Source organism: Pseudaeromonas pectinilytica, from assembly GCF_054780855.1.
On record NZ_BAAGVN010000051.1, the window covers coordinates 1 to 20,383 of the forward strand.

At 52.3% G+C, this 20,383-nt stretch carries 26 protein-coding genes and 1 pseudogene; 14 read left to right on the plus strand and 13 right to left on the minus strand.

The genetic code is table 11. From position 1 onward, the window contains the following. Positions 1–370: 370 nt before the first annotated feature. Positions 371–763 carry a hypothetical protein gene (locus ACYVG7_RS04320; RefSeq protein WP_460882003.1) on the minus strand — a complete coding sequence of 131 codons (393 nt, stop codon included), beginning with the start codon at positions 761–763 and terminating at the stop codon, positions 371–373. A 251-nt stretch (positions 764–1,014) separates the two neighbouring features. Here ACYVG7_RS04320 and ACYVG7_RS04325 point away from each other — a divergent pair, with 251 nt between their 5' ends. Continuing rightward, positions 1,015–1,194 (plus strand): hypothetical protein, encoded by a 180-nt coding sequence (locus tag ACYVG7_RS04325; RefSeq protein ID WP_460882004.1) that lies wholly within the window; start codon positions 1,015–1,017, stop codon positions 1,192–1,194. Between the two features lie 246 nt (positions 1,195–1,440). On the opposite strand, the gene ACYVG7_RS04330 is transcribed toward ACYVG7_RS04325, so the two are convergent. Continuing rightward, a complete protein-coding gene (locus ACYVG7_RS04330) occupies positions 1,441–1,950 on the minus strand; it encodes a hypothetical protein (protein WP_460882005.1) in 510 nt (169 codons plus the stop codon). A gap of 466 nt (positions 1,951–2,416) precedes the next feature. Between ACYVG7_RS04330 and ACYVG7_RS04335 the strand changes: the two genes are divergently transcribed. Beyond that, complete coding sequence (locus tag ACYVG7_RS04335) at positions 2,417–3,397, plus strand: IS5 family transposase (RefSeq protein WP_460882006.1); 981 nt, start codon at positions 2,417–2,419, stop codon at positions 3,395–3,397. A gap of 99 nt (positions 3,398–3,496) precedes the next feature. Here ACYVG7_RS04335 and ACYVG7_RS04340 read toward each other — a convergent pair whose 3' ends face one another. The 3 genes from ACYVG7_RS04340 to ACYVG7_RS04350 form a co-directional block, all read right to left on the minus strand. After that, positions 3,497–3,760 (minus strand): hypothetical protein, encoded by a 264-nt coding sequence (locus ACYVG7_RS04340; RefSeq protein ID WP_460882007.1) that lies wholly within the window; start codon positions 3,758–3,760, stop codon positions 3,497–3,499. A 114-nt stretch (positions 3,761–3,874) separates the two neighbouring features. Beyond that, positions 3,875–5,881, minus strand: coding sequence for a UvrD-helicase domain-containing protein (locus tag ACYVG7_RS04345; protein WP_460882008.1), 2,007 nt, complete (start codon positions 5,879–5,881; stop codon positions 3,875–3,877). Then, positions 5,878–7,944 carry an ATP-dependent nuclease gene (locus ACYVG7_RS04350; RefSeq protein WP_460882009.1) on the minus strand — a complete coding sequence of 689 codons (2,067 nt, stop codon included), beginning with the start codon at positions 7,942–7,944 and terminating at the stop codon, positions 5,878–5,880. The genes ACYVG7_RS04345 and ACYVG7_RS04350 overlap by 4 nt, the downstream gene beginning before the upstream one ends. A 449-nt stretch (positions 7,945–8,393) precedes the next feature. On the opposite strand from ACYVG7_RS04350, the gene ACYVG7_RS04355 reads away from it, so the two are divergent. The 7 genes from ACYVG7_RS04355 to ACYVG7_RS04385 all read left to right on the plus strand — a co-directional run bounded on the left by ACYVG7_RS04355 (position 8,394) and on the right by ACYVG7_RS04385 (position 11,705). After that, entirely contained in the window at positions 8,394–8,801 is a 408-nt protein-coding gene (locus tag ACYVG7_RS04355) for a LysR substrate-binding domain-containing protein (protein ID WP_460882010.1), read from the plus strand. Positions 8,802–8,985: 184 nt separating this feature from the next. Next, positions 8,986–9,321 (plus strand): PepSY domain-containing protein, encoded by a 336-nt coding sequence (locus ACYVG7_RS04360; RefSeq protein WP_460882011.1) that lies wholly within the window; start codon positions 8,986–8,988, stop codon positions 9,319–9,321. A 56-nt stretch (positions 9,322–9,377) separates the two neighbouring features. Then, complete coding sequence (locus ACYVG7_RS04365) at positions 9,378–10,007, plus strand: undecaprenyl-diphosphatase (protein WP_460882012.1); 630 nt, start codon at positions 9,378–9,380, stop codon at positions 10,005–10,007. Positions 10,008–10,025: 18 nt separating this feature from the next. Next, positions 10,026–10,619 (plus strand): COG4705 family protein, encoded by a 594-nt coding sequence (locus ACYVG7_RS04370; RefSeq protein ID WP_460882013.1) that lies wholly within the window; start codon positions 10,026–10,028, stop codon positions 10,617–10,619. A gap of 12 nt (positions 10,620–10,631) precedes the next feature. Further along, on the plus strand, positions 10,632–10,808 hold the full coding sequence (locus tag ACYVG7_RS04375; protein ID WP_460882025.1) for a hypothetical protein: 177 nt from the start codon (positions 10,632–10,634) through the stop codon (positions 10,806–10,808). Between the two features lie 30 nt (positions 10,809–10,838). Then, the gene (locus ACYVG7_RS04380; RefSeq protein WP_460882014.1) at positions 10,839–11,273 is read left to right on the plus strand and encodes a hypothetical protein; all 435 of its coding nucleotides are present in this window, start codon (positions 10,839–10,841) and stop codon (positions 11,271–11,273) included. 120 nt (positions 11,274–11,393) lie between these two features. Continuing rightward, entirely contained in the window at positions 11,394–11,705 is a 312-nt protein-coding gene (locus tag ACYVG7_RS04385) for a response regulator (protein ID WP_460882015.1), read from the plus strand. A gap of 8 nt (positions 11,706–11,713) precedes the next feature. On the opposite strand, the gene cadR is transcribed toward ACYVG7_RS04385, so the two are convergent. Continuing rightward, complete coding sequence (gene cadR, locus ACYVG7_RS04390; RefSeq protein WP_004364961.1) at positions 11,714–12,121, minus strand: Cd(II)/Pb(II)-responsive transcriptional regulator; 408 nt, start codon at positions 12,119–12,121, stop codon at positions 11,714–11,716. Positions 12,122–12,216: 95 nt separating this feature from the next. On the opposite strand from cadR, the gene ACYVG7_RS04395 reads away from it, so the two are divergent. The 5 genes and pseudogenes from ACYVG7_RS04395 (at position 12,217) to ACYVG7_RS04415 (ending at position 15,813) form a co-directional block, all read left to right on the plus strand. Further along, positions 12,217–13,113 (plus strand): cation transporter, encoded by an 897-nt coding sequence (locus ACYVG7_RS04395; RefSeq protein WP_460882016.1) that lies wholly within the window; start codon positions 12,217–12,219, stop codon positions 13,111–13,113. A gap of 3 nt (positions 13,114–13,116) precedes the next feature. After that, positions 13,117–13,629 (plus strand): signal peptidase II, encoded by a 513-nt coding sequence (gene lspA / locus ACYVG7_RS04400; RefSeq protein ID WP_011787807.1) that lies wholly within the window; start codon positions 13,117–13,119, stop codon positions 13,627–13,629. A gap of 21 nt (positions 13,630–13,650) precedes the next feature. Then, positions 13,651–14,938: pseudogene (locus tag ACYVG7_RS04405) on the plus strand (ISL3-like element ISPpu12 family transposase). Positions 14,939–15,023: 85 nt separating this feature from the next. Then, a complete protein-coding gene (locus ACYVG7_RS04410) occupies positions 15,024–15,521 on the plus strand; it encodes a Spy/CpxP family protein refolding chaperone (protein WP_460882017.1) in 498 nt (165 codons plus the stop codon). Between the two features lie 10 nt (positions 15,522–15,531). Then, entirely contained in the window at positions 15,532–15,813 is a 282-nt protein-coding gene (locus tag ACYVG7_RS04415; RefSeq protein ID WP_105935177.1) for an SHOCT domain-containing protein, read from the plus strand. Between the two features lie 43 nt (positions 15,814–15,856). Here the strand turns inward: ACYVG7_RS04415 and ACYVG7_RS04420 are convergent, their stop codons facing one another. Genes ACYVG7_RS04420 through ACYVG7_RS04450 form a run of 7 tightly spaced genes read right to left on the minus strand, consistent with a single transcriptional unit; the run spans position 15,857 to position 20,298 of the window. Then, complete coding sequence (locus tag ACYVG7_RS04420) at positions 15,857–16,093, minus strand: hypothetical protein (RefSeq protein WP_460882018.1); 237 nt, start codon at positions 16,091–16,093, stop codon at positions 15,857–15,859. Positions 16,094–16,151: 58 nt separating this feature from the next. Continuing rightward, positions 16,152–16,730, minus strand: coding sequence for a TerD family protein (locus ACYVG7_RS04425; RefSeq protein WP_460882019.1), 579 nt, complete (start codon positions 16,728–16,730; stop codon positions 16,152–16,154). Positions 16,731–16,790: 60 nt separating this feature from the next. Next, on the minus strand, positions 16,791–17,369 hold the full coding sequence (locus tag ACYVG7_RS04430; RefSeq protein WP_460882020.1) for a TerD family protein: 579 nt from the start codon (positions 17,367–17,369) through the stop codon (positions 16,791–16,793). 38 nt (positions 17,370–17,407) lie between these two features. Next, positions 17,408–18,460, minus strand: a complete 1,053-nt coding sequence (locus ACYVG7_RS04435) for a TerC/Alx family metal homeostasis membrane protein (protein ID WP_460882021.1) — start codon at positions 18,458–18,460, stop codon at positions 17,408–17,410. Between the two features lie 17 nt (positions 18,461–18,477). After that, on the minus strand, positions 18,478–18,933 hold the full coding sequence (locus ACYVG7_RS04440; protein WP_460882022.1) for a tellurite resistance TerB family protein: 456 nt from the start codon (positions 18,931–18,933) through the stop codon (positions 18,478–18,480). Positions 18,934–18,958: 25 nt separating this feature from the next. Then, positions 18,959–20,116, minus strand: a complete 1,158-nt coding sequence (locus tag ACYVG7_RS04445; RefSeq protein WP_460882023.1) for a TerD family protein — start codon at positions 20,114–20,116, stop codon at positions 18,959–18,961. Next, a complete protein-coding gene (locus ACYVG7_RS04450) occupies positions 20,113–20,298 on the minus strand; it encodes a TerD family protein (RefSeq protein ID WP_460882024.1) in 186 nt (61 codons plus the stop codon). The genes ACYVG7_RS04445 and ACYVG7_RS04450 overlap by 4 nt, the downstream gene beginning before the upstream one ends. Positions 20,299–20,383 lie beyond the last annotated feature (85 nt).

Below are 20,383 nucleotides of genomic sequence, written 5' to 3' on the forward strand. Positions count from 1 at the left end.
CAGCCCATATCTGGAAAAGGTACTGGATGCTGGGTTAGCTGAACTGGCATCAATTTAACAATATGTTCACGCTCTCGCCCTGGTGGCTAGCCCAACATTAAAACCAGAATTAAAATAGGCGACTGTATTTATAGGGCCACTCATTTAGCGCTACACACACTTACCTCCTGCCATTTAAAAAGCGGCAGCAAATAAATAATCAGCAATCCAAGAACCAGTGACTAACATTGACACTTACCACAAACAAACATCGACACGCCAAACTGACATCAGTAATCAAGAATAAAAAAACACCACATCAATCATGGATGTGGTGTTTTTTATTTTATGTGCCATATTTTTCAGCCTCAAAAACTCAAGTGTACTTACACTACTCAAGCAAAGGAGTAACCTTACCCTTACTAGTTAATTCTGAAATCAAATCAGACAAAGACTTGGTCGTCCCCAATCCAGCCATCACAACCATCTTTTCATCACTCATAGAAGCATTCTTATTCCTTACCTGAAAAGAGTCGTATCTAAATATTTTACCATCAAAGCGTATTTCCACATTTAAATTTACACCCAAATCTATATCCTTATTCATCGAGACGCACAAACCAAACTCAGATATATCATTCACCCTACAAGATATTCCTGCTGTCATTTTGCTTTCTGAAAACAATCTCGATATCAGACCTTTCCTTTTAACCTCAAACACATCGCACAATAAGGAATTATTAATCTTATATCGGACATGTTGTCTCTGCTTTGCATCACTCATATCACCTCCACTCAGATGCAAACAGTCTACCTAATGGATACAACAACAAAAAGGGACAATGAGACTTTTCCTTAAGGCACTACGGGGAAATGGGATCGGTGCAACACCACACGAACAAAGTCACTCATCCAATGAGAGCTCGAAGGCATGCACGAGGAATCACCACGCCTGGTTATAATTACTGCTGCAGCAGTTACCCTTTTCATCAACAAAGAGAGCGGAAAGAAACAACACAAGCAGAGAGGGAGAAGATGAAGGAAAGAAAAGAGCTGGCTGAGAAGGAAAGAAAGGATACGGAAGGGGAAAAGGAGCGGGAAGCCAAGCCGGAAAAGAGGAAAAGAGGAAATACGAGTAACGAAGTGGAGAAAGCCTCAACACATTTTACCCATGGCATCTTTGTGATATTTACATCTGGATTCGTAAGCAGTTGATAATGTTAGATTTATTCACTGTAGAAATTACATCTCTCAGGATGTCCGATTGTGATTTCCGCATATCTTATAAGGTGGAATTGGTGGTTTTGCAATGTTCAGTAACGGTGCGGCGCACTGGGATCTATGCAGTTCGACGCACCTGGGCTGATTAGAACGTTTTCTTGGATATTCTTACAGATGGGGGGAGTTCGGAGGCTGCGTCCTCTGAAGCGGAAAACGGCGATAACTGCTCGCCATCAGCCATCAACAAGTCAACAAGTCAACAGAAGAAATATTGTCATCGGCATCCGTCATGGATGATTGTAACAATTCAGCATTGCCGCTCTCCGCTTGCTCCTGAATTGCAGGTTGAGCTACAAAAACAACCTGAACTCCAGATGCTTCAGTTGCTTCCATAAATGCAGCTTTATGACAATCAGGGCACTTAACAAAAAGCTTCTTATCGTTTGACGTGAGAGCTGCCGTGACGGCAAACTTAATCACTGAACTGATCGAGTTAATGGGGGTTGATGCTGAAAACTTACCATCACGGCAAGTAATCAAATCCCCTTCTTTTAATAAAAACTCCGCATCAAGTTCCTTTTCAAGAAAGGAGCTGCAATCACTTCCGGATTTACATTGATATTCGGAAACCAAATCCCCAATCGACAAAATGAACTGCTCAAAAAAGGATGTTAGCTTATTATTTTCACCATTCTTAACAAACAGCTCCTCATTAACTCCGAACTGAATATCGTCTGCATTCTCAGTCATAAACCACCCATTCCAAATTAATTACGATAACAACATAAATAATACCATTGGCGACAGCTATTGCAATGAATGATTGCATCCAGAGCTAAATAAAACGACACGGTTTGTAAACCAGAAATAAAAGTCTCAGCTTTCAAACGTAGCCCACTCAGAGAGAAAGTTCGGAACATGAGAACAATCGGAATATGTTATGAGTGAACATATATATTCTGCGCTGGTAATATATATGGGCGTAGCAAAGGGGCGCAGAATCCAGCCTAATTCACATGCGAGAGCGATTTATTTCACGTCTCTTGCTGGCACTATATGTTGGCGTGGTAAACAGGGCTGACGCAAGGGTGTTTACATGTTGATTTTAATGCGTTTTTTTGAAATTCATTTGCCTGACTACGCTTTAGGGAAGGTGCGAACAAGTTCCTGATATGAGATCATAATGTTCATCCGGAACTGCACTCCAGGGGGCATCATGAGCCATCAACTCACCTTCGCCGACAGTGAATTCAGCAGTAAGCGCCGTCAGACCCGTAAAGAGCTCTTCCTCTCCCGCATGGAGCAGATCCTGCCGTGGCCAAACATGGTGGAAGTCATCGAGCCGTTTTATCCCAAGGCTGGCAATGGCCGGCGCCCTTATCCGCTGGAAACCATGCTGCGTATTCACTGCATGCAGCATTGGTACAACCTGAGCGATGGCGCGATGGAAGATGCTCTGTACGAAATCGCCTCCATGCGTCTGTTTGCGCGGTTATCCCTGGATAGCGCCTTGCCGGACCGCACCACCATCATGAATTTCCGCCACCTGCTGGAGCAGCATCAACTGGCCCGCCAGTTGTTCAAGACCATCAATCGCTGGCTGGCCGAAGCGGGCGTCATGATGACCCAAGGCACCTTGGTGGATGCCACCATCATTGAGGCACCCAGCTCGACCAAGAACAAACAGCAGCAACGCGATCCGGAGATGCATCAAACCAAGAAAGGCAATCAGTGGCACTTTGGCATGAAGGCCCACATTGGTGTCGATGCCAAGAGTGGCCTGACCCACAGCCTGGTCACCACAGCGGCCAATGAGCATGACCTCAATCAGCTGGGTAATCTGCTGCATGGAGAGGAGCAATTTGTCTCAGGCGATGCCGGCTACCAAGGGGCGCCACAGCGCGAGGAGCTGGCCGAGGTGGATGTGGACTGGCTGATCGCCGAGCGACCAGGCAAGGTAAGAACCTTGAAACAGCATCCACGCAAGAACAAAACGGCCATCAACATCGAATACATGAAAGCCAGCATCCGGGCCAAGGTAGAGCACCCGTTTCGCATCATCAAGCGACAGTTCGGCTTCGTGAAAGCCAGATACAAGGGGCTGCAGAAAAACGATAACCAACTGGCGATGTTATTCACCTTGGCCAACCTGTTTCGGGTGGATCAGATGATACGTCAGTGGGAGAGATCTCACTAAAAACCGGAAATAACGCCAGAAATGGCGAAAAAACGGCCTAAATAGGCTGATTCGATGTGTTTACGGGAGAACAATCGGCCCGGATCCGCGAAATTTTAATCAGCGAGCCAGCTTGGGAAGAAATGACCTGCTTATTCGCACTTTCCCTAGCCAGTAGTGCGACTCACGACCATCCCTGGCATCGCCTTTTACAACCGTCACGGTGTGTTGTGTGGGCAAAAGGGTTACCAGCATTCCAAACAGCACAGAAGCCCCCTGACAGCAGTTCAGGGGGAAACTGGTGAAGAAAGGCAATCCAGTTAGGCTCTCGTGATGCAGTTCAAAGACGCTGCGTGTGGATCTGGCAAGTTGCTCGACGGTCATTCGCGGCTCCAAGATAGGATCCAATAAGGCACATCTCACATTCATCCCTAAAAAACCCTGCTATTGATCCGTCTTATCTGAATACACTGGTACTCCAGCGATACTCCACGTGGTTTATTGCCCAGCTTGGACAGTTGCCAGTTCTAAAATTGACCATCCAGCCGCTAGGAGCGCAGCCCTCCGCCTTTCTCCTGCTGCCCCCTCTCCCAAAGTGCTCTGGCGTATGGCCAGGCACAGCATATGGGTTGGCCGAGTCATCCCCACGTACATCAGCATCATGTCTTTCTTAGTCGCACTGTCCAGAGGCCTCTTGAGCGCGCCTTTCACTTGCTCGATCCACGGCATGAGCTTTTGAATGAAGTGAGTCTTTCTGAAGGTTTCAAGGATCAGGGTCGCAGAGTGGGTTTTGCCCTTCTCCGAATGGATGGATGACATCCGGATATCGACCCCATCGTTGCCATCTTGGAAATGGTACGTGTTGACCAGCGCCCCTCCGCTTTCTCCAGCTTCAGTCGCTACTGGAACAGGCTCCCAGGCAAGGTATTGGTGGCTCTGTTGATTAGCGGCCACGCCCTCGGCATCATGAAGAACAGAGGCCAGTCGCAAAAGTTTCGGAGTGATGACCTTCACCCAATCCTGCTGCGTAACTTCTGATGATACGAAGAGCATCTGTTGCAGACACTCGCGATACAGTGCAAAGGCCTCGGGCTTGGTTGCGAGCTTCTCCTCTATTGAGGCTTTATGACGGCCTCTCAATTGCACTGAGCTGTTTGGGTACGCCAGCTCGCCGAGGTTGGCCAGGCAGGAAGCCAGCAATTCGACAGCCGATGAGGCTGTGGGCTCTCGCATTACATAACGTCGAGCGATGTGGGCACCTTCTGCAAACGAACGTGGCTTGAACGAAGTCTTGGTCGTATCAGACCGATAGGATGGCCAGTAGTGCTCCAAGGCTTTGGGGTACTGGTTCTGTTTGAAGTTTTCAAGCCGATGCACGGCGCCAACGGCGAACACTCCCGCTTGTCGGGTTTCTTTCGGCAAATGCTTCATTACCAGTTTGCCGAATTCATCCAGCACCCCAGACGCATCGTCATCTGGGAAGACGATAATCGTATTTGGAACAGTGCCTGGGGTACGTGGTGCTCGAAGACCTATCAATCCATTGGTGATGGGGACGTAGGCAAATGGGTTGGCGATTGATGCAATGGCCTGATCAAAGCGGAAACTGCTGGCGATCTCCAGTTGACGACCACTGTCAGGGAACGGATCTGACAGGGGCGACTTCTTCTCGAAGATTTCCTGGTTTGGATCGCCCACGCGAATAACCCTAACGTCCGGATCATCATGGGGGAAGACTCGCTGAAGGATGCCAGCTTGGTCCGGTTGCGTGTCTTGCATCTCATCAATCAGAACGCAGGGGAAGCGGAGGCGCAACGCTGCACCCACCTCATTTTCCTGATCGAGCAATGCGTGCCCTAGCACGAACACTTCATCGAAGCAGAAGTACCCCGCCTTGGCTGCACCACTGAGCGATTTCACTACACTCTTGTAAGTCGCCGTATGAGGTGCAAATCCAATGTCTTCATCACCAAGCGGCTGGTCGAAATCGGCAGATCGGATCCGTAAGGTGTACGGGCTTTTGTGCTTCATCTCGAAGGCTGTCTGTACACTGTAGTGTTCCTTGTTCGTCAGTTCCCTTCGACGGGCCTTATGAGTGGCTTCATCGTCGATAGCCTGCAGGGCAATCCCTTTCGAACGTAACCATGGCGAGGCCAGGAATCGGCCAGTGAAGCCATGAATGGTGTCGATGTAGTGAGGAAAGCGCAGCAGCCGTTGTCCGACGTCTGTGCCACCTAGGCGTTTCTCGATCTCCTCTCGGGCGGCATTGGTGTGCGAAAGCACACAGATACCCTGTATGCGGCTCTTCCAATGACGAGCCAGGATCGCGAGCTTTGCGACAACAAGCGTTGTCTTACCGCTCCCAGGACATGCGGCCAGGTCCACGGTATCCATGGACTTCAAGAAATTGCGACGGGGTTCATCCAACACCTCCAAGCCCATCAACTCAATGACCCAGTCAACATCGGCATCTGTGATAGGGGCAACCAGTTGGTTGAGCGTCATTTCGCGGCCTCTTCCAACGAATCTTCGGCTTCAAAGCTAGGTGCCGCGGGGATAGTCATCGGATGAACTGGACTGGTAGTGGTCGAGTTAGAGCCCCGGGTCGCATATTCAATCGCGTGAACAACATAGGTTGGCAGCAGGCCCTGAAGCTTGCTGGCGTCCAGGCTTTTGTCATCGAAGCGCTGGTCAATAAAATCTATCAGGTGCTGGGCTGCGATTGCTTTGGATGCCCTGTTGAATAGCTTGTAGATCGCAGAGCATCGGGCTTCTTCAGTAGCATGGGTCGTCTGGATCTTTTGGAATGCAGTGTCCGCTTTCTTCAGCAGGCTGACCTTGGTTTCCGTGCCATCGTCGATTTTCTCCTCATAGATGGCCAAGTATGCGGCGTGATGGACCTCCTTCGAGAGCCCCTTGAATGCCAAGTCATATTCGAGTGTCCAATGATCGGCCACGAACGTGCGTACACATTGTCCATCACTTTCGCAGCGTTTTTCGCGGTGTTTCTTGAGACCTTCTGCAATTTCCTCCGAAGTAGAACCAAAGTCTTTCATGGCGCGCCATCGTCGTTTCGCGATATCTGGCCAGACTGCCCCCTTCACGTCTTTCAGGCGTCGGATCTCAGGCGCACAGTCCGGCATTACATCCATGTCAGTGATACATGCCGTAGGCACGGTGATCTCGCCCTTGGATATGTCCTTGCGCTGAAGAATCTTTGAATAGCGCCGTAGTCCCACACCACCCACGTTGATGATTGAAACACCGTGTTTGGTGAGATCCCTCCCCAGACGTCGTGCTAGTGACGGCAGCAGAATAGCCTCAGCATCGCCTTCAACGACGAGCAGTCCCTTGGCGAAGAAAAGGCTCGCCTTGGTAACGTCCAGAAAGCGACTGAGGAAGCGATAGTCATCTGGTGCTAGGCAGGTTTGCTCTTTCGCGAGAGAGAACGCCTGCTGCCGCTGCATCAGAACTAGGTTCTGTAGGGGAATTTTCGAGCTCAGGTTGGGACTGTGGGTGCTCAAAATGATTTGAACCGGCCTCAAACCTGTAGTTGGCTGAGCCGCAGCCTCCAGAAACTCCATCAATTGGAGCTGGCGCTGCGGATGCAGGTGCGCTTCTGGTTCTTCAATGAGGAGCAGTGGAAGCCCATCAGGCTCTTTGCCGAGAAGCAACAGTTCACAGGCCATGAACAGCACATTGTTCGAACCAAGCCCGTAGACACCACGGGCTTCCCCCGTGGCGTGATCCAATAGCCCAAGCTCCAAGCGCTCCAGAATCTGCTTGAGTTTGGCTGGATCCGTTCCAGCTTCACCGAACCCTATGCGGCTCGTCAGAGGTTGGCCAGCGAGCGATAGTGGGCGAAGGTACGTGTCGTTGATTTCCTTCTGGGCGGAGACGATGGCACTGTGACTGTTCACCAGGTGGCGAAGATAGTCGCCCATGCCTGCAATGCTGAGGGCTTCAGCATCAGCGGGAGCAGCCGGAAGAGCCGTGGGATCGAATACGTTGCCAGCGTCAATATTGGGAAAACTGCTCAGCACTTGGGACAACCGGGAGTTTCTGCCTGGTGACATCTCCCGCTCTGCGTCGCGCAGCGGTTTTAGATACGCTGTGGCTAGCAGTTGCCGCACACCTACGTCCAGTGATGGTCCTTCTCCGTTTTCACCAGAACGAACTGAGATATCGACCCATTTGCGGGTTGAGGCAGAGGCAACAATACGGCTCGCTGACCAGTGAACGTATAGCCTTCCCACTCCGTCCTTGTAAGTCACGTATTCAGCGAAAGCCCCGAGCTCCACAGGGCTAAGTCCTTCGAGAGTGCATCTGAGGGTGATCGCATCCGCCTGTGTGCCATCGTTGGCGATGTGAAAATCCTCGATCTGCAGTCTGAGATATTCAGCATCACGGGTTTGCAGAACGTAGCGGATCGCATCGATGACGGCAGTTTTTCCTGCGTCGTTTTCACCAACTAGGGCAGTGACACCTTCGTTGAACTGGATTTCTAACGCATGACCTGCAGCACCAAACTGGCGAAAGTTTTCGATTTTCAAAGCCGAAAGGTACATAACACAACCTTGATCCTGAAGTAGGAGCAGAGTCGTCTTGCCCCTACGTTAGTTGGAATTATTCTTCCCTGGGGGGAGTCGCTGTAGTCATGGAATTCTGTAAAAAGATGGTTCAATGACTGCATCAGGCGTCACACGCAGTTCCGCAGGAAGATGTGTGTAATCAACATCCTGTATTACACAACGCCCTACTTAACAGCATTATCCCATTTGACGGTAGGGAGCCAATAAGATACTACTCCAGAGATACTCTGAGAACCCTCGACCTCCCACCTCTCCTTATCCTGCGAGGCGCTTCCATTTTGCCTACGCTACGAGGGTAACCCCATCGACGCGATCAAAGAGGGATACTGGAAGCCCACACATGTCCATTTTTCAGGCAGTTCTGTTGAGGGTGTATGTGAGTGATCAGACGAGGAAGTGTCTAGATCACTGGTGGCGATTCACTTGTGGCAGTAGCTTCACCAGCATACCTTGCGCAACATGGCATCCCTGCCACCCCTCAAGAGCTGACTAGTCATCGCTGTATCCGCTTTCGCTTTGCTGGTGGACGGCTATATCGTTGGCATTTTGTGCGAGGAGTGTCCAATTTTGACATTGACGTTGCAGGCCCACTCACGTTGAGCACCCCTGCTCTGATGGTTGATGCAGCGTTAGCTGGCGTAGGGATTGCGTGGGTGCCTGACTATTACGTGATCCAGCATCTGGAGGCAGGGCGTCTCATCCATTTGTTGTCGGAATGGAGTCCGGCAGTGCCTGGTGCCTGCTTGTACTATCCGTCGAATCGACATCCACCCACGGCATTGCGTTTGTTCACGCAGGCGGTACGGGATTGGGCAAGCGCGAATACGAAATGATAGGGCTAAGGCCGTATGGCTAGTGCTCAACTAATCCCGGCTCCCAAGTTAGCTAAGGCCGCGTAGGCAATTCTGGCAAACCGTTCAGCATTGAAAACGAGCACATTCTCAGCTCAGTGAGAGCTAAGTCTGCCTGTCTATCCTCTCCACAGTGCAAATCCCTGCACTCATCAGGAGAGAATAAATGAACCGTAATATCACACTTTCCCTACTGGGCATCGCCATTGCCGCGACCGGTTCCGTAGCCTATGCCGCCGCTGGTGATAAAGCAGACGATGCGCTGTCGATCAGCCAGGCCAAGATCTCCCTTGGTCAGGCTGTTAATGTCGCAGAGCAGTACATCAACGGTAAGGCCTCGCGCGCCGAGTATGAGCACTCAGAGCAAGGCTGGGTTTATGACGTAGAAGTTGTAAATGGGGTCAAGGTTTTCGATGTGAAGATCGATGCCGACAAGGGGTCAGTGATCTCGTCTGCCGAAGACAAGGCGGACCAGGATGATGATAACGACAAGCAGGACTGATATCCCGCCAACAAGGCCGGATTGCCCCTTGTTTGGCGATCCGGCCCGGAGTTCTCATGGAATCACTCAACCAAACACTGTTTCTCTGGCTCAATGCCCCGGCGCAGCCAAACGATTTATTGCTGACAGTAGCCATCTTCTTTGCCGAGCAACTCATCTGGGCTGTGCCTTGCCTGATAGGCATCGGCTGGCTGGGGGGGGACGAGGGTATCCGCAAGGCAATGCTTGTCGCAACGGTCTCAGGATTATTTGGTCTGATCATCAACCAGCTTATTGGGCTGGCTTGGTCGAATCCTCGGCCGTTTATGATCGGGCTGGGACACACGTTCCTCTCCCATGCTGCGGATTCATCGTTCCCCAGCGACCACCTGACACTGTGGTGGGCTGTTAGCTTGAGTCTTATGCTTCAACGTGGGCCACGAACGATAGGACTTGGTCTGACCATCTTGGGTTTGCCAATCGCGTGGGCTCGTATCTATCTCGGCGTTCATTTCCCTCTCGATATGCTGGGTGCTGTCACCGTTGCTGCATTTGTTGCTTGGTTGACGTTACGCGCATCACCCTGGTATCTGCCCCCTATTTTTCAGCTGACCTCTGCCATCGATCAACAAATTGTCGGGAGAGCGAATTTCAGACGTCCTATGTCCGAGTTAAGTCTGCGGCCCAGACTAATGGACATCCGTTGAACGAGACAGGAAAACACCATGAGTAATTTGATCACGAGCAGATCAACCAGCTGGCTTAATAAGGTCCCAGAAGTCGCGTTGTCTTTTTGGATCATCAAGATCATGTCCACAACAGTGGGTGAGACCGGGGCCGACTTTCTTGCGGTTAATGCGGGCTTTGGACAAGCTGTGACCTGCACTGTCATGGGGGCATTGCTCGCATGTGCTTTATTTGTGCAATTGCGTACACGCCGTTATACCCCCTGGATTTACTGGCTGACAGTGGTGTTGGTGAGCGTGGTCGGTACTCAAATCACCGACTTGTTGACCGATGACCTGGGCGTCAGCTTATTTATCAGTACAGCGGTTTTCTCTGTTGCGCTTGCAGCGATTTTTCTAATTTGGTATCGAGTCGAGCAGACGTTGTCCATTCACGACATAGTGACACGCCGCCGAGAGCTGTTCTATTGGGCCGCCATCCTCTGTACGTTTGCACTGGGTACTGCCGCCGGTGACTTGGCAACCGAGGCGCTGGGCTTAGGTTTTACCTGGGGGGTGGTCGCGTTTGGTGTGCTGATCAGCATCACCTACGCAGTCTGGAAAGTAGGTGGTAATGCGGTGCTCACCTTCTGAGTTGCCTATATCCTGACCCGTCCCTTTGGCGCGGCACTCGGGGACCAATTGACTCAGGCGAAGACCTATGGCAGCCTTGGCATGGGGGCGATGTGGACCAGTGCGCTCTTTCTCTCCGTAATCATCATGCTGGTAGCTGTTGCACAAATTGGCATGAATGGAACCCGTTCAGCCCAGTTCTCCAAATAACCCTCATTTCTTACATCACGGAGAAACAACATGCGCGCACTTCATCCAATGGTTCGTTCTGGTACCGTTGCGTCGATACTCGTACTGCTGGCGTTGGTCACGGGCTGTTCCAAACCAGCCGAACAGGACAACTTGCAGTCGACACCGTCTGCATCGGCGCAGTCTAAAGCGGGTTCCAAACTCGGCGACCTCACTGTTTTTCACAGTATTGCCCAAGACGTAGCAATCCTCGTAAACAGTGGAGATCTGCACTCTGCCAAGGCTAGGATAAAAGACTTGGAGGTTGCTTGGGATGCTGAAGAGGCAGGCTTAAAACCACGAGCGGTTAAAGACTGGCATGTGCTCGATAATGCCATTGATGAGTCGCTTTCTGCTTTGCGTGCCGGCTCGCCGAGTCAAGCTGACTGTGAGGCGGCGCTGAAAACCCTGCTAAAGACTTTTGATGCGTTAGAGGGAAAAGCCTGATCGGTGAGTACTTTCCATGAGAGGAACTGCCAAAACCGTGTCGCTTTGCGGCTGCGACGGCTAACGTCTAGTAGGGAGCCGCAACAACGGCGCCTTGTATGAAGATGGCAAGGAGAAGCAATGAGAGTCTTGCTGATCGAAGACGATCCCATGATCGGAGATGCTATTCAAGGCGCCTTAAAGGATGCGTCTTATGCAGCCGATTGGGTGAAGAGTGGACCTAGCGGCATCACTGCGCTTAGCTGCCAGCATTATGACCTGGTACTACTGGATCTGGGATTACCCGGCAAAGATGGGCTAGAGGTATTGGCGAATATCCGTGCCAGTGGTAATGCGATACCTCTGCTTATTATGGGTAAGCGGATTAAATGGTTGATCTTACCTTTGCATGAGAGTGAGACAGACCGGCATCTCATCGGATTATCTGGTTGATGCTTCACCTACTGCTGGTGCATGTTTCCTTCGCTAATTCCAGCAAGAACCCCACACGCCTCAACTTCCCGGTCATCGTTGCAACTCGCTCTCAGTGAAACGAGTTGTTTCTCAAGCGCTTGCAGAGCGGTTATCTGCGACCGCACATGAGAGATGTGATCATCGAGCAAGGCGTTGACGGCGGTACAAGGCTGATGAGGGTCGTCCTGATAGCTCTGTAGTTCGTGAATCTCAGCCAGTGACAGGCCCAGGATTCTGCAGCGACGGATGAAGGCCAGCCCCTCACCATGCTTCTCGGTATATACACGGTAACCGTTGTCCTGCCGATCAGGCGGCGGCAACAAGCCCTGCTGTTCATAGAAGCGGATCGTCTGTGTTTCGACCCCTACCAACTGCGCCAACTGACCAATGCGCATCAGCCTCCTCCCCAACGGATTCTTTACTCTATTGACCTTATAGTGGCTTTATAGTTTTAAATGGTACCACAACATTGTTCAAGTGGAGTCGTATCATGAGCAAATCCTGTGGTGGTGCCTGTGGCGGTGATGCAACGTCCGCAGCGGATACCGATATACAGGCCTCCTCCGAGGCGCCAGGGAGATGGGTCAGTGTTTATGCCGTGCCGAAGATGGACTGTCCATCAGAAGAACGAATGATTCGCCTAGCCCTGAACGGCTTTGAGGAGATTCGGGCGCTGTCCTTCGACTTGTCGAACCGCCGGTTGAAGGTCGTGCATGACGGTGAGGTCGAGCCCGTCACCGCGAAGCTGAAGACCTTGGAGCTAGGCGCCTCGCTTCAGGAAAGTGTCGCTGCCGATCCGGAGACCATCAAGGCGGCCGAGTTCTCGGCAGCCTCTGCCACGCAAGAATCCGGGACCCTGCGCTGGTTGCTCGGCATCAATGCACTTCTGTTCGTGGTGGAAATGACTGCCGGTCTGATCGCCCAGTCCACCGGCCTGATTGGAGAATCCCTGGACAATTTTGCCGATGCGGCGGTGTACGGGCTTGCCCTTTATGCGGTTGGACATAGCGTGAAAATGCAGGTACGTGCCGCGCATCTTGCTGGTGTACTGCAACTGATCTTGGCTGTGGGCGTGCTCGTAGAGGTGGTGAGACGCTTTGTATTCGGTAGTGAGCCTGAATCGCTGGTGATGATGGCTATCGCATTCGTCGCATTGATTGCCAATACCAGTTGTCTGCTGCTCATATCCAAACATCGGGAGGGCGGGGCGCACATGAAGGCAAGCTGGATATTCTCGGCCAACGACGTGGTGATCAACCTGGGGGTCATCACCGCCGGCGCTCTGGTCGCGTGGACCGGGTCCAATTATCCGGATCTGATTATCGGCACCATCGCGGGGGTAATTGTACTTAACGGTGCTAGACGCATTCTGGCGCTCAAGGATTAAGCAATGTCCATTTTTGGCAAACATCTGTCACCGTACGCTCTGTTGTCCATCTCCGGCCTGCTGGCAGCGTCTGATCAGGCCGTAAAATGGCTGGTGCAACAATCAATGGCATATGGCGAGTCTATTTCAGTGACCTCATTCTTTAACTGGGTACACGTATGGAATACCGGTGCCGCATTCAGTCTTTTTGCGAATGGTGGAGGCTGGCAGCGCTACTTTTTTATCGGAATCGCGGTAGTGGTCTCGATTTTTCTGATCAAGCTGATCCTTGAAAATCGTCATAAAGGAGAAGCCATCGCTTGCAGTCTTATCCTCGGTGGCGCCATGGGCAACCTGATTGACCGGGTCTTTCGCGGCTATGTTGTGGATTCCTTTGATTTCTATTGGCGAGACTGGCATTGGCCGGCCTTCAACCTGGCTGATATTGCAATTGTCCTCGGTGCCTTACTTTTAGTTTCCAGCAGCTTGTTGGGTAAAAAAGCAAACACCAATGCCGAGCCGGATGGATCTGACTGACACCTACGCCTATACAACACCATGACCGAACTTCCCGACAACATCCTTCACCTGCCGCAATACCAAGTACTGGGCTGCAAATCAACCGACGACGAAATGCACTTCCAGGTGGACGTGCCCGATCCCATCGCCTGCGAGGAATGCGGCGTGCAGGGTGAGTTCGTACGGTTCGGCAAGCGTGACGTTCCCTATCGTGATCTGCCCATCCACGGCAAGCGGGTCACTCTCTGGGTGGTCCGCCGCCGATACACCTGCCGGGCCTGCAAGACAACATTCAGGCCCCAGCTACCGGAGATGGTGGACGGATTCCGTATGACACTGCGGCTGCATGAGTACGTGGAGAAGGAATCCTTCAACCACCCCTACACCTTTGTGGCGGCACAGACCGGCCTGGACGAGAAGACGGTGCGCGACATCTTCAACGCCCGCGCCGAGTTCCTGGGGCGCTGGCACCGCTTCGAGACGCCCCGCATCCTGGGCATTGACGAGCTATACCTGAACAAGCGCTACCGCTGCATTCTGACCAACATTGAGGAGCGAACCCTGCTCGACCTGCTGGCCACCCGCCGCCAGAACGTGGTGACCAACTACCTGATGAAGCTGAAAGACCGGCAGAAGGTCGAGATCGTCAGCATGGACATGTGGAACCCCTACCGGGCAGCGGTCAAGGCTGTGCTGCCGCAGGCCCGTATCGTGGTCGATAAGTTCCATGTGGTGCGCATGGCCAACGATGCCCTAGAGAGAGTGCGCAAGGGCCTCAGAAAGGAGCTGAAACCGTCCCAGAGCCGGACTCTCAAGGGAGACCGGAAAATCCTGCTGAAACGCGCTCACGAAGTCTCAGACCGGGAGCGCCTCATCATGGAGACTTGGACAGGCGCGTTCCCGCAACTGCTGGCCGCCTACGAGCACAAGGAGCGCTTCTACGGCATCTGGGACGCCACCACACGGCTCCAGGCAGAAGCCGCCCTGGACGAGTGGATAGCCACCATCCCGAAGGGCCAAAAGGAAGTCTGGAGCGATCTGGTCAGGGCAGTGGGAAACTGGCGCGAAGAGACCATGACCTACTTCGAGACGGACATGCCCGTCACCAACGCTTACACGGAGTCCATCAACCGACTGGCCAAGGACAAGAACCGTGAAGGGCGCGGTTACTCCCGAGGTGATGCGGGCACGAATGCTCTACACCACGAAGCACAAGAAGAAGGCACCGACTGCGAAGGTCTCTCCTTTCTACAAGAAAACCATCGGTTACGGACTGCCGGACTTCGCAGAGGAACTCAACTACGGAGTCGATCTATCAACCATCTGAGGGTGGTATCAGATTGATGGGGTGAAGGTGCCCCATCAACCATTAAATCCGTATACCCAAATTTATTTAAAAAGTGGAGTAAAAGATGAAAACTAACAAATTGACAACAGCAGCCTTAACCCTCGGTCTTACTTTTGGAGCCGCCTCATTAGCACTGGCACATGGCAATATGCAGGGCAACATGATGCAAGGTTGCAGGGGGATGAATGGCAACATGATGGGCGGCAACATGATGATGGGAATGTTCTTCCAGCTGGATCTAAGCACTAAGCAACAGCAAGAGATCCAGGCTATTATGACCCAAGCAATGGCGGGCAGGCAAGTGATGATGGCCAATATGCCAGCATATATGGCGGAATGTCAGGCATTAACCACGGCACCCACCTTTGATGAAGCTAAAGCCAGAGCAATGCTCGCAAAGCGCCAAGGGGTGATGAGCGAAAATATGCTTACTATGTTAAAAGCCCGTCACCAGGCCTATCAGCTATTAACACCGGCACAACAGGAGCAATACTTGATATTGGTGCAACAAATGTCTGCCAATATGCAAAATATGATGGGTAGCCAATCACAACATTATTAAGGTGAATAATATGAACGCTATGCACTCTTCTGGCTATTGGGGCAATGGTTGGTGTGATTTTGGGCTTTTTTTTCCGGGACCGTTTGGCATGATATTTTCGTTATTACTATGGACTGTCATCATATTAGCCTTGGTTAAATTAGTTCAGTTGTTACTGAAAAATAAATCCCAACAAATCAACAGTAATAAACCAGTTAACAGCCTTGAGCTTTTAAAGGAGCGTTACGCCAGAGGCGATATTGACGAAGAAACATATCAAAAAATAAAACAAGAGTTGCTCTCACGCTCTTAAACCAAAACGTTCTCTCATTGCTCTGGCGGTGAGGGAATTCATATCAAGGAGATAATTGTGGGAAACAACCTGGGAATTTTAAATGACCGACATTCTGCGTACCACCACACAACATGAACAGGTAGGCGATAACGAAAGCAGAGACAGGAGCAAGGAAGGTCAATCCCAGATCGTCATAATTCGAGAACACAACGATCTTTCTGCGTGAACCACACCCAAGCACAATACCGAGGAGCAGGATGGCCAGGACCACTATCAGGATCGCATCGTGCATACTCATCTGTTTACACATCCGTGTCACAAGTAAAAAGCCCCGGCTAACCGGGGCTTTTTGGTGATTAGTCGACGTTTACACCGTATTGTTTGGCGAGAGCCGACAGGCCACCAGCAAAGCCTTGGCCAACGGCCTTGAACTTCCATTCAGCGTTGTGTCGGTACAACTCGCCAAAGTTCATGGCGGTCTCGGTACTGGCGTCTTCAGACAGGTCGAAACGAGCGATTTCAGTATTGTTGTCAGCGTTCACGATACGGATATATCCGTTGCTCACCATGCCAAAGTTCTGCTTACGCTCTTCGGCCTCATGAATAGTCACAGCGAATACCAGCTTCTGCACCTCGGCCGGGATCTTGTCGAAGTGCAACGCCACTGTCTCGTCATCGCCAGCGCCTTCACCAGTGCGATTGTCACCCTGATGGACTACAGAACCGCAAGGGCTGGTCTTATTGTTGAAGAAGATGAAGCTCGCGTCGCTAATCACTTTCTCATCAGCACCAACCATGAATACTGACGCATCCAGGTCGAAAGCAGAGCCGTCGGTTACACGCATGTCCCAACCCAGGCCTGCGATAGCAGTCTTCATTGTCGGGGCTTCTTTAGTCAGGGAGACGTTGCCGCCTTTTTTCAGGGATACACCCATGTTGTTACTCCTTGATATGAGATTTAGTGGGTGGGGTTGTCCTCACCCAAATATTGCTGATTAGCTGGCGCTGATGCCGTACTGGTCGCACATGGCTTTCAGACCACCAGCATAACCTTGACCAACGGCGCGGAACTTCCACTCGTTGTTGTGACGATACAGCTCTCCGAAGATCATGGCGGTCTCAGTGCTGGCATCTTCGCTGAGGTCGTAGCGGGCTACTTCAACACCGGTCGCGTCGTTGACCAACCGGATGAAGGCTCCACCGACTTGGCCAAAGCTCTGGCGGCGAGCCTCGGCATCGTGAATGGTTACCGTGAAGGCAATCTTATCAACTTCAGCCGGGATCTTGGTCAGGTCAACTTTTAGAGACTCGTCATCACCATCACCGGCACCGGTACGGTTGTCACCAGCATGAACCACCGACTGAGCGGCATCGGACAGGTTGTTGTAGAAGATAAAGTCGTTATCGCCGCGCACCTTGCCGGTACTGGTCAGCAGGAACGCAGAAGCATCCAGGTCGAAGTCCTGACCATCGGTAGCGCGGGGATCCCACCCCAGCCCCACCAGTACCTTGGTCATGGTCGGGTCAGCTTTTGCCAGAGAGACGTTACCGCCTTTGCTCAGAGATACACTCATTTCAAACACTCCATAGTTCGGCCACCTTGGCCTGACAGTTAAACGTTATCGGTTGCTTCGGCTTCTTTCTCTTCGGCCTTTTCGGGGAAGATAAAGCTCGCCAGTATGCCCATCGCCAACACAACCAGCACGACGATAAGGCTTGTAGAGGCGGAGATTGACAGCCCATGATGCAGGAAGTGATCACTGGCGTTCAGACCCAGCTTGGCAGCAATGAAAAACAGCAGGACGATTACCGCCTTCTCCAGGTGAACGAGGTATTGCTTCATCGCCTCGAGTACGAAGTACATGGTCCGCAGCCCCAGGATGGCGAACATCATGGCGCTATACACAATCAGCGGCTCCTTGGATACGGCGATCACCGCCGGCACAGAGTCGAAAGCGAACATCACATCGGAAAGCTCCACCACAGCCAGACACAACAACAACGGGGTCGCATAACGCGCAGCCTTGCCATCACGGCCAACCGTTACGTCAGCGTTTTCCGGCTTGGCCAGTTCGGCATCGACTTCATGCTGAGTCAGCAGGAAAGCATGCCCACGCAGTTTTGGCCACAGAGGAAAGAAGCGTTTGACCATGCGGTAGGCCAGATGCTGAGAGTAATCCTCAATTTCCTCTTCATCGTCTCCGCTCTTGAGCATCATCACCGCCGTCCAGCCAACAATGGCTGCGAACACCAGCTCAACCCACGGACCAAGCATCAACAGGCCGGTACCGATGGTGACGAAGATGGCACGGAACACGATCGCCCCGATCACCCCCCAGTACAGTACCCGGTGACGATAGCCGTCCGGTACGGCAAACCAGGAGAAGATCGCCATCATGACGAACAGGTTATCGACAGACAGCACCTTCTCCAGGGCATAACCGGTGATGAACAGGCTGGCCACTTCGGCGCCGTGATGAACATACAGGAAGCCCGCAAATCCCATTGCGGCGACGATCCAGAAAATCGTCCAAAGCACGGCACTTTTCAGAGGGATGGGTTTGTCATCCCGGTGCGCGAACATATCAATGAGGATGGCCCCCACTGCCAGACCTACAAACACAGCTACCGTTTCAATGGGAAAGCCAATATGTGTTGATTCCATTGCTGCTCTCTTTTGGGTTACAGATCGAAGTCAGCCGGGTTCAGGCCGACCAAGTTACACACGCTGCGGATGTAGTTCTGCTCGTGGGTGTCAAAATCGTTGTCGCTCTTGGCAACCGCGATAGCCACCCGAATGGCCAACTGCAGCTCGTCAGGGTTATCCTTCAATCGCACGATGAGCTTCATCGCTTCACCCTTGCCCACTTCCTGGTCAAAGTCGAAACTGCTCATCAGGGTGTTGAACACATCCACCACCTCAGCGGTATCGAAGACTTTCAGCTCCGGAGATGACTTGATAAAACCAAGCATCTTTTGCTTTTCTTCGCTGCTGACGCCATCACTGGACATGGCCACGCCAACGCACACGGCAATGGTGCCTTCCAGGAACTTGCGATTCTTGAATCGCCCTACTTGCTTTGCCAGTTCATCCCGGCCAGCCGAGAACCCGGCTCTGAACTTGTCAAATATGGACATGTTGCACCTCCTTCGTTGTGGTGAATTATTTGCTTCCGGCAGTCCATCGAAATCCCCACCCCCAGGCACGATCCATATCGCGATGGCCAGAGAAGTAGCGATTTACCCGTTCTACGCTAATTGCACCATCGGTGTTCACCAACCGGGCAATCGCGCACATGCCGTGGCCGGAGTAGCCATCGGTCAGCCGTGATTCGATAGGGCCCTGCCCCGGAACATGGACGGTCACAACACCATCAGTGGAATCCCAGTTCGGAACACCCTCGTAGATGAAGGCGTAGATCAGCACCTCATCAATATCCTTCCACTGCTTACCATTGATGTGCAGCCACTCGCCATCGCTGACCGCACCGGTGCGGTCATCCCCTTGCAGTTCGACAAAAGGTTCTTCATGGAGAGAGCCAAAGCCATTGCCCAAGGCCTGTACCACTGTCTTATAGCCGTCCTTGAGACGGACAAAGGCACCCAGGTCCAGATCGATCCCTTTCTTCGCGCCGAACAGGCCTCCAACGATTCCGCGGTGGGTAGCGCTCTGGTTCCAGTTCAGGTTCACGCGGATCAGTCCATAGTCATCCTGCTTTTTCAGGCTGACAGTCGGCTTCTCCTTGGTCAGCGAAACCTTGCTGAGGCTCACCTTGGTTGCCGAGGCCGGTGCCGGTTCGGGGTTCGGCTCAGGGGATTGGTCTTCTGAAATATCCACCCCAAAGTGTTCAGCTAGGGGTTTGAGGCCCCCATTGAAGCCTTGGGAGATAAAGCGGAACTTCCATTCATTGTTGCGCCGGTACAGCTCACCCAGGATGAGAGCCGCTTCACTACGGCCGGTCAGTTCGACAACGCACTTGACCACTGGTTCACCAGCAACCTCGACCGTGATCAACAGCGAGCCCAGAGAGGCAACTGTCTTGCCGGCATCGCAAGTTGCGCTGAACGCAATCTTCTCAACCGAGGCATTGATGTTGGGCAGATTGATGGCAAAAGTCGTGTTAACGCCTTCGGTCAGCAGCCGGATTGAGCCGTCATCGTTGACCTTCTGACCGTAGAAAACGAAGTCAGCATCGCCCTTGACCTTCCCACCATCGAACAGACGGAATGAGGCGATGTCAGCAGCTACGCCGGTCTGAACCCGGACAGTGACCAGCGAGGAAGGTACGGGGGCATTGCCCCCGGGGGTAAGTTCCTTCACTGCACGATCTCCATCAGGATGTCGCGCAGCATGTCCTGCACCATGCGACCTTGGCAGGCCTTGCCGTGGGCAGTAAAGGTCCAGTCACCGCCATTACGAGCCATAGAGGCGATCAGTACACCGGTGTGTCTCCCCTGTTCAGAGAGGTTATAACGACCCAGCTCCACACCCTTGTCGTTCACCACCGGCCTTGTTGATCAAATCCAAAGTCGGATACTCGCTCCCCAACCCGCCGGGCGGGCTTAGTTGACGGCCTGCCGAATGGGC

Coding starts and splice junctions, on each gene's coding strand:
- ACYVG7_RS04335 (WP_460882006.1), top strand. CDS start 2,417: ATGAGCCATCAACTCACCTTCGCCGACAGTGAATTCAGCAGTAAGCGC.
- ACYVG7_RS04350 (WP_460882009.1), bottom strand. CDS start 7,944: ATGTACCTTTCGGCTTTGAAAATCGAAAACTTTCGCCAGTTTGGTGCT.
- ACYVG7_RS04415 (WP_105935177.1), top strand. CDS start 15,532: ATGAACGCTATGCACTCTTCTGGCTATTGGGGCAATGGTTGGTGTGAT.
- ACYVG7_RS04440 (WP_460882022.1), bottom strand. CDS start 18,933: ATGTCCATATTTGACAAGTTCAGAGCCGGGTTCTCGGCTGGCCGGGAT.
- ACYVG7_RS04430 (WP_460882020.1), bottom strand. CDS start 17,369: ATGAGTGTATCTCTGAGCAAAGGCGGTAACGTCTCTCTGGCAAAAGCT.
- ACYVG7_RS04420 (WP_460882018.1), bottom strand. CDS start 16,093: ATGAGTATGCACGATGCGATCCTGATAGTGGTCCTGGCCATCCTGCTC.
- ACYVG7_RS04435 (WP_460882021.1), bottom strand. CDS start 18,460: ATGGAATCAACACATATTGGCTTTCCCATTGAAACGGTAGCTGTGTTT.
- ACYVG7_RS04380 (WP_460882014.1), top strand. CDS start 10,839: ATGCGCGCACTTCATCCAATGGTTCGTTCTGGTACCGTTGCGTCGATA.
- ACYVG7_RS04385 (WP_460882015.1), top strand. CDS start 11,394: ATGAGAGTCTTGCTGATCGAAGACGATCCCATGATCGGAGATGCTATT.
- ACYVG7_RS04365 (WP_460882012.1), top strand. CDS start 9,378: ATGGAATCACTCAACCAAACACTGTTTCTCTGGCTCAATGCCCCGGCG.
- ACYVG7_RS04425 (WP_460882019.1), bottom strand. CDS start 16,730: ATGGGTGTATCCCTGAAAAAAGGCGGCAACGTCTCCCTGACTAAAGAA.
- ACYVG7_RS04340 (WP_460882007.1), bottom strand. CDS start 3,760: ATGACCGTCGAGCAACTTGCCAGATCCACACGCAGCGTCTTTGAACTG.
- lspA (WP_011787807.1), top strand. CDS start 13,117: ATGTCCATTTTTGGCAAACATCTGTCACCGTACGCTCTGTTGTCCATC.
- ACYVG7_RS04320 (WP_460882003.1), bottom strand. CDS start 763: ATGAGTGATGCAAAGCAGAGACAACATGTCCGATATAAGATTAATAAT.
- ACYVG7_RS04330 (WP_460882005.1), bottom strand. CDS start 1,950: ATGACTGAGAATGCAGACGATATTCAGTTCGGAGTTAATGAGGAGCTG.
- ACYVG7_RS04360 (WP_460882011.1), top strand. CDS start 8,986: ATGAACCGTAATATCACACTTTCCCTACTGGGCATCGCCATTGCCGCG.
- ACYVG7_RS04370 (WP_460882013.1), top strand. CDS start 10,026: ATGAGTAATTTGATCACGAGCAGATCAACCAGCTGGCTTAATAAGGTC.
- ACYVG7_RS04395 (WP_460882016.1), top strand. CDS start 12,217: ATGAGCAAATCCTGTGGTGGTGCCTGTGGCGGTGATGCAACGTCCGCA.
- ACYVG7_RS04345 (WP_460882008.1), bottom strand. CDS start 5,881: ATGACGCTCAACCAACTGGTTGCCCCTATCACAGATGCCGATGTTGAC.
- ACYVG7_RS04410 (WP_460882017.1), top strand. CDS start 15,024: ATGAAAACTAACAAATTGACAACAGCAGCCTTAACCCTCGGTCTTACT.
- cadR (WP_004364961.1), bottom strand. CDS start 12,121: ATGCGCATTGGTCAGTTGGCGCAGTTGGTAGGGGTCGAAACACAGACG.
- ACYVG7_RS04325 (WP_460882004.1), top strand. CDS start 1,015: ATGAAGGAAAGAAAAGAGCTGGCTGAGAAGGAAAGAAAGGATACGGAA.